This is a genomic window from Streptomyces sp. NPDC002785 (assembly GCF_040295565.1).
GTDB lineage: Bacteria > Actinomycetota > Actinomycetes > Streptomycetales > Streptomycetaceae > Streptomyces.
On record NZ_JBEOVN010000213.1, the window covers coordinates 1 to 12,058 of the forward strand.

Consider the following 12,058-nt stretch of genomic DNA (forward strand, 5'->3'; position numbering starts at 1 on the left):
GTTGCGGCGGACTGCCAAGATCAACTATAGCGCACGCGGGCCGTTGGCCGGCTCCGGCCGGCGCGCGGCGGCTACTGCTGGGATTCCAGCCCGGCAACGCCGAGGGCGACTGTGGCGGACCAGCCGGAACGGACAACAGCAGACCGACGCCCGGCCGGCTGCTCCGGCCGGGCCTGCGGCGAAACCGCGCCACGTCCAGGAGCAGCGCGTCCACCGCGTCACCACCTGTCGATGCCTCGCCGCAACCGCGTGCTCACTGGCCAACGGCAGTGCGAGTCCGCCGCCGCGCTACTGCGCGTTGATCGACCGCAGCATGTTCAGGCGGGCCGCCCGCCTGGCCGGCCAGACCGCCGCCAACCCTCCGATCGCCAGGCCGAGCAGCAGGAACAGGCCGAGCCGCGCCCAGGGCAGCACGATCTCGTACTGCGGAAGCGAGCCTCCGGTGAGGCTGCCGCACGCCCAGGCCAGGAAGATCCCCGTGCCGATGCCCAGGGCCGCGCCGAAGAGCGAGATCACCACCGATTCCAGGCGCACCATCTGCTTGACGCCCCTGTTGTCGAGGCCGATCGCGCGCAGCAGCCCGATCTCCCGGGTCCGCTCGAAGACCGACATGGCCATGGTGTTGATGACGCCGAGCACTCCGATGACGACGGCCATGCCGAGCAGGCCGTACATCATGTTGAGCATTGCGTCGATCTCGCCGGACTCCGCCTTCGTCAACTGCTCCTGGTTCTGCACCTGGAGGAGCGGACTGTTGCCGAGGGCCTTGCGGATGTCCTGGTCGAGGCCGCTCGTGTTCCGGTCGGAGGCGGCCTTGACCAGAATGCTGTCGAGCTTCCCGCCGTCTGCGTACGGCAGGACATCGTCCATGGTGCCCACGGCGTCGTCGACGGCGCGGGTCTGCTGGTAGATGCCGACGACGGTCAGCTTCTTCTTGTGGCCGAAGCTCAGCGTGCCTTGGAAGGTGTCGCCCTTCGACAGGCCGGTGACCTTGGCCAGCTTGTCGGAGAGCGCGACCTTGCCGGGGCCGATGTCCGCGAGCGAGCCGCTGCTGAATTTCAGCTGGGAGACCCTGCCGAGCCGCTGCGGGTCCGCGCCGGTGAGCGAGGCGAACTCACCCCGCGCACCCAGGGCCGAGGAGGCGACGTCCGCCGTCGCCGCGACGCCTGGGACCTTGGCGACCTTCGCGCCGAGTGCGGGCTCGATGCCGTCGAAGCCGGCGTTGGACACCTTGTAGTCCGCGGTCAGGCCCCGCACTGCCGCATCCTTGAGAGCGGCGTTCATAGAGCTGCCGGTCACGCTCAGGCCCGTGATCAGGGTGAGCCCGATCATCAGGGCGGAGGCCGTGGCGGCGGTGCGGCGCGGGTTGCGCAGCGCGTTCTCCTTGGCGAGCTTGCCGCTGACGCCGAAGAGCCGGGTGGTGACCGCCCCCGCGAGCCGGATCAGCGGCCGGGACAGCAGTGGTGCGATCACGATCATGCCGGTCAACACAAGCACCGAGCCGAGTCCGGCGGTTTCGAGGTTGGCGTCGGCTCCGTCCTTCTGCGTGGAGACGTACAGCATGATGAGGACACCAGCGCCGGTGAGCAGCCCGCCGAGGCTGTTGCGGAGCACCATGCTGCGCTGCGGCGGCGTCTGGTCGACGGTGGTCAGTGCCTCTATCGGCGCGACCTTCGCGGCCTTGCGGGACGGCAGCCAGGCGGCGAGCACGGTGACGCCGACGCCGACCACGAGGGACCAGACGAACGCGCCCGTGGAGATGACCAGGGGGCCGTCCGGCAGACCCGCGCCGCTCGCGTTGAGGAGCGGCCTCATGCCGGTCGCGATACCGAGCCCGAGCGCGAATCCGGCCGCGGAGGCAACGAGTCCGAGAAGCCCGGCCTCGATGAGGACCACGCGGACGACCTGGCGGCGCGAGGCCCCTACGGCCCGCAGCAGCGCGGTCTCACGGCTGCGCTGAGCGATCAGCATGGTGAAGGTGTTGGCGATGATGAAGGCGCCGACGAACAGTGCGATCCCCGCGAAGGCCAGGAGCATCCGGGTGAGCCCCTTGGTGTTCTCGGCGATCTGCTCCGCCTGCTCGTCCGCGAGCTGAGCTCCGCTGGTGGCCTTGATGCCCTCGGCGGGCAGCAGTTCGCGGATCTTGCCGGCGAGCTCCTGATTGTCGGTGCCGGGTGCGGAGCCGACGGCCAGCTCGTCGAACTGGCCTGCCCGCAGGAAGAGCTGCTGTGCGGTCCTGGTGTCGAAGAGCGCAAGGCTGCCGCCCGCGGTCACGCGCGGGTCGTCGGTGTCGACGGTGCCGACCAGCTTTTTGGTGAGTGCGGGGCCCTCGGTGGCGAAGCGGACGAAGTCACCGATGTCGTAGCCGGCCTTCTCGGCGGTACGGCGGTCCAGAGCTATCTCTCCGCTGGTGGCGGGGCCGCGTCCGGAGCTGACGGGGAAACGGCTGTCCCGGTCCGTGTGCCGCGTGTCCGGTGAATAGTTGGTCGCCAGATTCTGCCAGCTGTTGTCCGCGTTCAGCGGCCGGCCGTCCTTGGCGGCCAGGGTGGCGGTGCCGTTGACAGTGGGGCGCACGGACGTGACACCGGGCACGGCATGGACCTTGTCGGCGAGATCACTGGTGAGTGCCGTGAACCGGCGGTCGTCCGCCGCGCTGTCCGGGTTCCGCTGGGACTCGGCCTGTACGGATACGGCGACGTCCTTGAGGTTCTTGGCGGAGGCGCCGCGAAGGGCCTGGGCGACGGTGTCGCCGAAGACGAACGTGCCGGAGACGAAGGCGACGCCAAGCGTGATCGCGAGGGCGGTCATGACCAATCGGGCTTTGTGCGCAAAGACGTTGCGCAGGGCTGTACGCAGCATGGTGGTGGTCCCACTTCTGGGGTGCGTGGCGGAAGTCCGGGCGGGGAGCGGGCAATCGGGTCAGCTCGTGCGGGCCTTGGCGTCGAACTGCCTCATCCGGTCCAGGACGCCCTCGGCGGTCGGTGCGAGCAGCTCGTCGGTGAGCCGGCCGTCGGCGAGGAAGACCACGCGGTCGGCGTAGGCGGCGGCCGCCGGGTCGTGGGTGACCATCACGATGGTCTGGCCCAACTCCCCTACAGAATCCCGCAGGAAGCCCAGGATCTCGGAGCTGGAGCGGGAGTCCAGGTTGCCGGTCGGCTCGTCCGCGAAGATGATCTCCGGCCTGGACGCGAGGGCGCGGGCCACGGCAACACGCTGTTGCTGGCCGCCGGACAGCTGAGCGGGGCGGTGGCTCAGTCGTCCGGAGAGGCCGACGGTCGCCACGACCGTGTCGAGCCACTGCTGGTCCGGCCTGCGGCCCGCGATGGCCATCGGCAGCGTGATGTTCTCCAGGGCCGTCAGCGTGGGGAGCAGGTTGAAGGCTTGGAAGACGAAACCGACGCTGTCCCGGCGCAGCCGGGTGAGCTGTCGGTCGTTCAGGCTGGACAGCTCGGTGTCACCGATCCGTGCGGAGCCTGCGGAGACCGAGTCGAGACCCGCCATGCAGTGCATCAGAGTCGACTTGCCGGAGCCGGACGGCCCCATGATCGCGGTGAACCGGCCACGTTCGAACTCCAACGAGACCGAGTCCAGGGCGACGATCCGGGTCTCGCCCTGGCCGTAGACCTTGCTCAGCCCGGTGGCCCGGGCGGCGGCAGAACCCGTGGCGGAGTGGGCGGGCACGGGGGCGGCTGCCTGCATTGACATGTCAGCTCCGGAAGTACGAGGGAGAGGTTGTGCGACTGCCTCTCATCCTCGATGCGCCGTACTGCCGAACCGTCGGCCTCAGGACGTGAATGAGGCGTCTGTCGAAGGTCAGGGACGGGGCGCACGTAGTCCTCGGGGCGGAGCGCCGTATCTGCCCTACGGCAGAGACAATGTGCGGGGCCTCTCAGGACAGCAGCCCCGTCCGGTACGCCAGTACCGCCGCCTGGACCCGGCTGTCCGTGCCCGTCTTTTCCAGGATGGCGCTGACGTGGGTCTTCACCGTGCCCACGCCGATGCCCAGATGACGGCCGATCTCCGCGTTGGCGAGGCCCCGGCCCAGCAGTGCGAGGACGTCGCGCTCTCGGCCGGTGAGCGCCGCCAGTCGCTGTTCGGGGGCGGAACCGGACGCCGGTGTTGACGCCTCCCCGTGGCCCGGCGTACCGGCACTGCCGTTGAGCATGCGCTCGATGACGGTGCCGGTGACTCCGGGTGAGAGGACCGCGTCGCCCGCGGAGGCGGCCCGTACGGCGCTGATCAGCTCCTGCGGGCCCTCGTCCTTGAGTAGAAAGCCGGTGGCGCCGGACCGCAGCGCCCGCGTCACGTTCTCCTCGTCGCCGAACGTGGTGAGCATGACGACCTGCGGCCGGGGGTGGAGGGCGAGGAGCCGCTCGATCGCAGCGAGCCCGTCGAGCACGGGCATCCGGATATCGATCAGCGCCACGTCGGGACGGGTCTCGCGGGCGACCCGCACGGCCTCCTCGCCGTTCCTCGCCTCGCCGACCACCTCGATGCCCTCGGCATGGCGCAGGATCAGCCGGACGCCGTGCCGGATCAGCTCCTCGTCGTCGGCGAGCAGAACCCGGATCGGGCGGCGGTCGGAAGCGTGAAACTCGGTCATGGGGACTCCCACGGGGGCGTCTGCGACACCACCGGTACGGTGAAGCGGTCGACTGCGGCCAACTTGTCGCCACGGAAGCAGTACCGGGTGACCCTGAGGTGACCGGGGCCCTCCTCGGCGCCTGCGGCAGCGGAGTTCCCGGGGCCGGCGCCCTCGGCCGGCGCCGTGAAGTACTCGACCGGCACCATCGGATACATGCAGCTCGTCACGGACTCCGGGCGAGCCGGCTCCCGACCCGTCGCCGCCGCGCGTACCGATGGGTCGTCCCCGTACACGGCCTCCTCCACCTTCTTGCGGGACATCCCGATCCGGGGCTGCTCGGGATCGCGCTGGTCGGGTTCCGGGAACGCCTGGGCGACCAGGAAGAGGCCGCACATCATCATCACGCCCACGCCCGCGAGGCCGAGGAACCCGGTAAGGGCACTCACGGCACGGCGTTGGACACCGGCGGGTGAGTGATCGGAGCTCGGCTCGGACGGCGGTTCACGCGGCGGGGCGCCCGCGGTGGCGAGGCTCGCTCCCGGGTCCGGCTGTGCCGGGATCCGTGCTGCCACCGCGAAGCCTCCGGCCGGCGTCGGGCCCGCCTCCAGGGTGCCGCCGAGCAGTGCCACCCGTTCCCGCAGCCCGACGAGGCCACGTCCCGAGCCCAGGCCGGTCGCCGCTTCCGGGGCCACGGGCGGAAGCCCGTTGCGTACGAGCACCTCTGCATGGTCGTCGGTGTGCGTGACCACCACGGTGACACGGGCTCCGGCGGCGTACCGGTGCACGTTGGTCAGCGACTCGCGCACCACACGGTGCACCGCACGCCGCACCTGGGCCGCGCGGTCGTTCAGGTCGGGGCCGTCCCAGGTGAGATCGACGGGTATGCCGCCGCTGCGCGACTCCTCGGCCAGCGCCTCGATATCGGATCGGGTACCCGTGGTGTCGGTCAGGGCGTCGGTCCCGGTGTCCCGCTCCAACGGGCCCAGGACACCGAGCACTTGACGCAGCTCCCGCATTGCGTCTCCGGTGGCCCGGCGCACCAGGGCCGCCTCGTCGCGCAGTTCGGGCGACTCCTTCTCCAGTGCCATCTCCAGGCCGCCCGTGTGCAGCGAGATCAGGCTGAGCCGGTGGCCGACCAGGTCGTGCATCTCAGCGGCGATCCGGGACCGCTCATGTATCCGGGACTCGCTGTCCGCGAGCCGGCGGGCCGCCTCCGCGGCGGCGGCCCGTTCCCGAAGCGCCCGCAGCAGCCGGTCCTCCTGTCCACCCGAGATGCCGAGAAGTCCCGGCACCATCAGCGTGGTGGCGGCGAGTACGGCGCCGAGCGCGAGCCCGAACCCATGGCTGCCGAGCCCGATGCCCGGGGCGAAGGCGGCGCCGGCCAGCGTCGCCAGAACGGTCGAGGCGAGCAGTACAGCGCTCCGGCGCCGGGGGACCACCAGGTGCTTGGCCGTGGTGTACGCGGTCACGGCGGCCGGCAGCCCGGCGGGGGGCAGCAGGCCCACGACGGCGGAGACGCCCAGCAGGCTCATCGTGGGGAAGCGGCGGCGGACGGCGAGCAGGGCGAGGGCGACGGCACCGAGGAGGAACTGAATCCCGCCGCACGGGTCGCCCAGGATCAGCTGGGTGAGGAGCATCAGCAACGCGCCGCCGGTCACTTCCGCGAGCGCGCGCCACAGTCCTCGGCCCTGTTCGCCAGGGGCCGTGAACGGGTTTCGGGAGGTGGGGGCCATCGGTCAATTGTCCGGGGCAGTGGTGCGTGTCTGCTGCAACCTGAGGATGAGGTGCTGCTCCGTCGAAAGCCAGAGGCTTGAAGGACAAGCGAGTCCTGACGCTGGTCAAAGCCTTCCTCAAAGCCGGAGTCCTCACAGAACTCGGCGAGAAAAAGGAAACACTGACCGGCACCCCGCAAGGCGGCATCCTCTCCCCGCTGCTGGCGAACATCGCCCTGTCGGCGCTCGACGAGCATCTGCACGGGCCATGGGAACCAGGTGGGGCGATGGCCACCGAAGGCAAACGCGCCTACCGGCGCCGCAAAGGTCAACCCACGTGGCGGGCTCGGTCGGCCGGTTCGCCTCGGTGCGGAGCGAGGGCCGGGTGCTCCGCCCGTGGGATGGCGGCGACGAGGGCCGCCTCGCGTACATCCGCGTTGTCGTGGCCGAGGAGAGGCTGGACGGCGGAGTAGATCGCTGGGCGCAGGTACCGAAACGTCCGACCGTTGCCGAACCGTCCCGGCGCGGCCTTGACGGCCCACCGCCCGGCCCGTACGCGTTCTGGACGGACGCGACCCCGAACGGCTTCGCGGGCCAGGTCAGGCGGTTGTCCCAGCCGCTGTCGAGGCCGGTGATCGCCCCGGCGGCGGAGTCACATGACGTCACCGCGACGCCCCTCGTGGCGCCACATGGCGCCATGAGATGCCACATGGCGCCACAATGACTTGCAATGGCGCCAGAGTGGTGCCACTATGACTCCCATGGACCTGACCCCCTACATCGATCACCTCCGCAGTGAGCTCGCGGTCGCCGCGAGCGCCGGCGGGGATGAAGCGCACGCCCTGGCCGAGCGGCTGACCGCACCCCTGGAGTCGGCCGCCCGGCTGACCCTCCTGAACGCACTCTCCGCCGCCTCGGACGAGATCACCCGCGAACTGGCCCCCGGCTCGGTGGACGTGCGACTGCGGGGCCTCGACCCCGAGTTCGTGGTGACGGCGCCGCCCGCGCCGGAGGCCCCCGACGAGGCCGCATCCCACGTGGCACCACCGACGGCGCCACCCATGGCACCCACGGCACCACCCGTAGCGGACGGCGACGAAGGCGCCATGGCCCGCATCAACTTCCGGCTCCCGGCGCCCCTCAAGGCCCGGGTGGAGGAGGCGGCCGGCCGGGAGGGCCTGTCCGTCAACGCCTGGCTCGTACGGGCGGTGGCCATCGCCCTCGAGCCGGGCGGCGGACCGGCCCAGCCGGCAGCCCGCGCCCCGCGCCACGGCCAGAGCTACCGGGGCTGGGTCCGATAGCCGGAGCCCCGGCATTCACATCACACACCGCCACCCACCTGCGCAAACACACTTCAGAGTCAAGAGGACGGGACAGTCATGCCTTCTTACGAAACCCCCGAACCCATCACCGCGGTCCTCGAGTTCGAGGTCGGCGACGTGCGGATCACCGCGAGCAAGCGCCAGGACACGGTCGTCGAGGTCCTGCCGAGCAACGGCGCCGACGAGGCCGACGTCCGGGCCGTGCAGCAGACGAAGGTCACGTACGCCAACGGCACCCTGACCGTCAAGGGGCCCAAGAAGCGCTCCCTGTTCGGTAAGAGCGGGTCGATCGACGTGACCGTCGACCTTCCCGCCGGCTCGCACATCCGTGGCACCTCCCCGATGGGTGACTACGTCTGCGACGGGCCGCTCGGAGAATGCCGCGTCAAGACCTCGCTCGGCGACATCCGCCTCGCCGAGGCGGGTGCCACGAACCTGCGCACCGACCACGGCGACATCCGCGTCGACCGGGCGGTGGGCGACGCCGAGATCCACGGATCGGGCCGGGTCGACATCGGCGAGATCTCGGGAGCCGCGACCGTCAAGAACGGCAACGGCGAGACCATGATCGGTGAGATCACCGGCGATCTGAAGGCCAACGCCGCCAACGGCCGCATCACGGTCGGCGTCGCGCACGCATCGGTCGAGGTCAAGTCCGCCAACGGTGCCATCAGCGTCAAGCAGGTGGCGCGGGGCGTGATCGACCTCCACACCGCCATCGGCGACGTGGAAATCGGCATCCGCGAGTCCACCGCCGCCTGGCTGGACGTCAACTCCAAGGTCGGCACGGTCCGCAACACGCTCGGTGCCACCGAAGGCCCCAGCACCTCCGACGAGACCGTCGAGATCCATGCCCGTACCAGCGTCGGCGACATCGTGATCCGTCGCGCCTGACCTCCCCGCAAGGAGATGTGAACCAATGACCGCGATACCCACCGCCAGGGCCACCACGACCTCGCCGGCGATTTCCGCCCTCGGGCTCCGCAAGTCGTACGGCGACAAGGTTGTCCTGGACGGCATCGACCTGAGCATCCCCGAGGGAACGGTCTTCGCCCTCCTGGGCCCCAACGGGGCCGGCAAGACCACCACCGTCCAGATCCTGTCCACGCTCATCGCCGCCGACGGCGGCCAGGCCCAGGTCGCCGGCCACGACCTCGACGACCGGCCCGACGGTGTACGCGCCGCCATCGGTGTCACCGGCCAGTTCGCCGCCGTGGACAACCTGCTGACCGCCGAGGAGAACCTGCTCCTGATGGCGGACCTCCAGCACCTTCCCCGGCGCGAGGGACGCCGCCGGGCGGCCGGGCTCCTGGAGCGGTTCGAACTCTCCGAGGCCGCCCGCAAGCCGGTCTCCACCTTCTCCGGCGGCATGCGCCGCAAGCTCGATCTGGCGATGACACTGGTCGGCGACCCGCGGATCATCTTCCTCGACGAGCCGACCACGGGCCTCGATCCCCGCAGCCGTCGCACCATGTGGGAGATCATCCGCGGGCTCGTCGCCGACGGTGTCACCATCTTCCTCACGACGCAGTACCTGGAGGAGGCCGACCAGCTCGCCGATCGCATCGCCGTCCTCGACAAGGGCAGGCTGGTCGCCGAGGGCACCGCGGACGAGCTCAAGCGCCTCATCCCGGGCGGCCACATCCGACTGCGCTTCTCGGACATCGCCGAACTCGACACCGCCGCACGCCACTTCGGCGCGGCGGCACGCGATCTGGAGGAGCTCACGCTCCGCATCCCCAGCGACGGCGGCATCCCGACCCTGCGGGCCGTACTCGACGTCCTGGACGGCGCGGCGGTGCGGGCCGAGTCGCTGACCGTGCACACACCCGACCTCGACGACGTCTTCTTGACCCTCACCGGCCACGGCACGCCCAACACCACCACGGAGATGGCCCGATGAGCACCCTCACGTACGCCGTCAGCGACTCCATGACCATGCTGCGGCGCAACCTCAAGCACGCCTTGCGCTATCCCGCGATGACCTTCTCCGTCGTCGCCATGCCGGTGATGATGCTGCTGCTGTTCAACTACGCCTTCGGCGGCGCCCTCGGCGCCGGAATCTCCGGCGCCCCCACCGGCGGCGGCGAGTACATCGACTATGTCGCGCCCGGCATCATCCTGATGACCGCGACCGCCGGGGCGGTCATGACGGCTGTCGGCGTCTGCGTCGACATGACCGAGGGCATCGTCAACCGGTTCCGTACGATGTCGATCTCTCGCGCCGCGTTCCTGACCGGGCACGTCGTCGGCAGCGTCATCCAGACCCTGGTCGCCGTCGCCCTGGTGATCGGCGTCGCGCTCGCCATCGGCTTCCGCCCCGACGCCTCCCCCGTCGAGTGGATCGCCGCGGTCGGCCTGCTGACCCTGCTCGCCCTCGCGCTGACCTGGCTGTCGGCAGGTGTCGGCCTGGTGGCCAAGACCCCGGAGTCGGCGAGCAACATGCCGCTGCCGCTGACCTTCCTGCCTTTCCTGGGCAGCGCCATCGTGCCGACCGACTCGATGCCCACCGGGCTGCGTTGGTTCGCCGAGTACCAGCCGTTCACGCCGTTCGTCGAGACCCTGCGCGGCCTGCTCATGGGCACCGAGATCGGCAACAGCGGGTACATCGCGCTCGCCTGGTGCGCCGGCCTCACCCTTGTCGGTTACTTCTGGGCGCGGTCCGCCTTCGGCCGTACCGCCAAGCGGTAAGTACCGCTCCCCTCAAGCCACTCCGCATCACTGCACCACACGTCACAGTTCACCGCACGTCACTCTCCACGGAGGACACCATGCAGCACGAATTATCGCCCCGGCCCCAGACCACCGAGCCCGTCACGCTCCCCACGGAGCGCGCCGCCGGCTGCCCCTTCGACCCGCCCGCCGGACTGGCGAAACTGCGCGAGCAGAAGCCGCTGACCCGGATGACGTACCCCGACGGGCACATCGGCTGGCTGGCCACCGGCTACTCCACGGTCCGCGCGATCATGGGCGACCCTCGCTTCAGCTCGCGGTACGAGCTGATGCACTACCCCTTCCCCGGCGGGCCCGACGGCCCGCTGCCTCCCGCGCCCGTCGGTGACATGACCGGGGTGGACGCGCCCGAGCACACCCGCTTCCGGCGGCTGCTCATGGGCAAGTTCACGGTCCGCCGGATGCGGCAGCTCTCCGCGCGCGTCGAGGAGATCACCGCCGAGCACCTGGACGCACTGGCGCGCGGGGGGCCGGGCACCGACCTGGTCGAGGCGTTCGCCCGGCCCCTCCCCGCGCTGATGATCTGCGAGCTGCTCGGTGTGCCCTACGAGGACCGCGAGCGCTTCCAGAGCCACGCCCACACGATCATGACCATGGACGCGACGCCCGAGGACCAGTACGCGGCCTTGGCCGGGCTCCAGGAGTACATGGCGGAACTGGTCGCCGCCAAGCGCGCCGAGCCCTCCGACGACCTGCTCGGCGACCTGGCCCGGGACTCCGGCCTCACCGACGAGGAGCTGATCGGCGTCGGCGGGTTCCTGCTCGCCGCCGGGCTCGACACCACCGCCAACATGATCGCCCACGGTACGTTCGCGCTGCTCGCCAACCCGGCCCAGGCCGAGGCCCTGCGCACGGACCCGGAGCTCGCGCCCCAGGCCGTCGAGGAGCTGATGCGGTACCTGACCATCGCCCACACCGGCGTAAAGGCCGCGCTGGAGGACGTGGAGTTGGAGGGCCAGGTGATCAAGGCGGGCGAGAGCGTCACCATCTCGTTCGAGGCCGCCAACCGGGACCCGGAGAGGTTCCCCGACCCGGACGTCCTCGACCTGCACCGCAAGGCCACGGGACACCTGGGCTTCGGCCACGGCATCCACCAGTGCCTGGGCCAGCAGCTGGCCCGCGTCGAACTGACGGTGGCCCTGCCCGCGCTCCTCGACAGGTTCCCCACGCTGCGCCTCGCCGTGCCGGCCGAGGAGGTGCCGCTGCGCACGAACATGAACATCTACGGCGTGCACCGGCTGCCGGTCACCTGGGACGAGGACTGATCCCATGGACGTCCACGTCGACCGCGACCGCTGCCTCGGCTCCGGCATGTGCGCCCTGACCGCTCCCTCGGTCTTCGACCAGGACCAGGACGAGGGTCTCGTCGTCCTCCTGACCGCCCGACCGCCGCAGGACCAGCACACGGCAGTCCGCCTCGCCACCGGCGTCTGCCCGGCCGCGGCCATCACCGTCACCGAGCGCGGATCCTCCACCACCTCGTAGCGCGGCCCACTCCACGAGCGTGCCTCCGAGCTCGGTCACACCGCGAAGAGCAACCGCCCTTCGCGTGATCATTTCTCTTGTCGCCGGTGCGGCCTCGCTGGGCCGGCCGACCACGTCGCCGGGGTCAACGTGCGCAACCGCGCACGCTCGGCGTGGGTATTCGTCAACATGCCCGATCCGCTCCCGGCCCGGGCCGGGAGCGGTAGATGTGACCCGTGACC

At 70.6% G+C, this 12,058-nt stretch carries 11 protein-coding genes; 7 read left to right on the plus strand and 4 right to left on the minus strand.

Annotated elements, in window-relative coordinates:
• Positions 1-288: 288 nt before the first annotated feature.
• From ABTZ94_RS31975 to ABTZ94_RS31990, 4 genes are all read right to left on the minus strand, one after another.
• Positions 289-2,859 carry an ABC transporter permease gene (locus tag ABTZ94_RS31975; protein ID WP_351206039.1) on the minus strand — a complete coding sequence of 857 codons (2,571 nt, stop codon included), beginning with the start codon at positions 2,857-2,859 and terminating at the stop codon, positions 289-291.
• A 60-nt stretch (positions 2,860-2,919) separates the two neighbouring features.
• Entirely contained in the window at positions 2,920-3,705 is a 786-nt protein-coding gene (locus ABTZ94_RS31980; RefSeq protein WP_351206041.1) for an ABC transporter ATP-binding protein, read from the minus strand.
• A 184-nt stretch (positions 3,706-3,889) separates the two neighbouring features.
• Complete coding sequence (locus ABTZ94_RS31985) at positions 3,890-4,603, minus strand: response regulator (RefSeq protein ID WP_351206043.1); 714 nt, start codon at positions 4,601-4,603, stop codon at positions 3,890-3,892.
• The gene (locus ABTZ94_RS31990) at positions 4,600-6,318 is read right to left on the minus strand and encodes a sensor histidine kinase (RefSeq protein ID WP_351206045.1); all 1,719 of its coding nucleotides are present in this window, start codon (positions 6,316-6,318) and stop codon (positions 4,600-4,602) included. The genes ABTZ94_RS31985 and ABTZ94_RS31990 overlap by 4 nt, the downstream gene beginning before the upstream one ends.
• A gap of 316 nt (positions 6,319-6,634) precedes the next feature.
• Between ABTZ94_RS31990 and ABTZ94_RS31995 the strand changes: the two genes are divergently transcribed.
• From ABTZ94_RS31995 to ABTZ94_RS32025, 7 genes are all read left to right on the plus strand, one after another.
• Positions 6,635-7,021, plus strand: a complete 387-nt coding sequence (locus ABTZ94_RS31995) for a hypothetical protein (RefSeq protein WP_351206047.1) — start codon at positions 6,635-6,637, stop codon at positions 7,019-7,021.
• Between the two features lie 37 nt (positions 7,022-7,058).
• A complete protein-coding gene (locus ABTZ94_RS32000) occupies positions 7,059-7,598 on the plus strand; it encodes a hypothetical protein (protein ID WP_351206049.1) in 540 nt (179 codons plus the stop codon).
• 78 nt (positions 7,599-7,676) lie between these two features.
• Complete coding sequence (locus ABTZ94_RS32005) at positions 7,677-8,513, plus strand: DUF4097 family beta strand repeat-containing protein (protein WP_351206051.1); 837 nt, start codon at positions 7,677-7,679, stop codon at positions 8,511-8,513.
• Between the two features lie 25 nt (positions 8,514-8,538).
• Positions 8,539-9,522, plus strand: coding sequence for an ATP-binding cassette domain-containing protein (locus ABTZ94_RS32010; protein ID WP_351206053.1), 984 nt, complete (start codon positions 8,539-8,541; stop codon positions 9,520-9,522).
• The gene (locus ABTZ94_RS32015; protein ID WP_351206055.1) at positions 9,519-10,310 is read left to right on the plus strand and encodes an ABC transporter permease; all 792 of its coding nucleotides are present in this window, start codon (positions 9,519-9,521) and stop codon (positions 10,308-10,310) included. Before ABTZ94_RS32010 ends, ABTZ94_RS32015 begins: the two co-directional genes overlap by 4 nt.
• Before the next feature lie 80 nt (positions 10,311-10,390).
• On the plus strand, positions 10,391-11,617 hold the full coding sequence (locus tag ABTZ94_RS32020) for a cytochrome P450 (RefSeq protein WP_351206057.1): 1,227 nt from the start codon (positions 10,391-10,393) through the stop codon (positions 11,615-11,617).
• Between the two features lie 4 nt (positions 11,618-11,621).
• Positions 11,622-11,837: a ferredoxin gene (locus ABTZ94_RS32025; protein WP_351206059.1), complete on the plus strand. Its 216-nt coding sequence runs from the start codon at positions 11,622-11,624 to the stop codon at positions 11,835-11,837.
• Positions 11,838-12,058: the final 221 nt, after the last annotated feature.

Coding starts and splice junctions, on each gene's coding strand:
- ABTZ94_RS32000 (WP_351206049.1), top strand. CDS start 7,059: ATGGACCTGACCCCCTACATCGATCACCTCCGCAGTGAGCTCGCGGTC.
- ABTZ94_RS31980 (WP_351206041.1), bottom strand. CDS start 3,705: ATGTCAATGCAGGCAGCCGCCCCCGTGCCCGCCCACTCCGCCACGGGT.
- ABTZ94_RS32015 (WP_351206055.1), top strand. CDS start 9,519: ATGAGCACCCTCACGTACGCCGTCAGCGACTCCATGACCATGCTGCGG.
- ABTZ94_RS32005 (WP_351206051.1), top strand. CDS start 7,677: ATGCCTTCTTACGAAACCCCCGAACCCATCACCGCGGTCCTCGAGTTC.
- ABTZ94_RS31985 (WP_351206043.1), bottom strand. CDS start 4,603: ATGACCGAGTTTCACGCTTCCGACCGCCGCCCGATCCGGGTTCTGCTC.
- ABTZ94_RS31975 (WP_351206039.1), bottom strand. CDS start 2,859: ATGCTGCGTACAGCCCTGCGCAACGTCTTTGCGCACAAAGCCCGATTG.
- ABTZ94_RS32025 (WP_351206059.1), top strand. CDS start 11,622: ATGGACGTCCACGTCGACCGCGACCGCTGCCTCGGCTCCGGCATGTGC.
- ABTZ94_RS31990 (WP_351206045.1), bottom strand. CDS start 6,318: ATGGCCCCCACCTCCCGAAACCCGTTCACGGCCCCTGGCGAACAGGGC.
- ABTZ94_RS32010 (WP_351206053.1), top strand. CDS start 8,539: ATGACCGCGATACCCACCGCCAGGGCCACCACGACCTCGCCGGCGATT.
- ABTZ94_RS32020 (WP_351206057.1), top strand. CDS start 10,391: ATGCAGCACGAATTATCGCCCCGGCCCCAGACCACCGAGCCCGTCACG.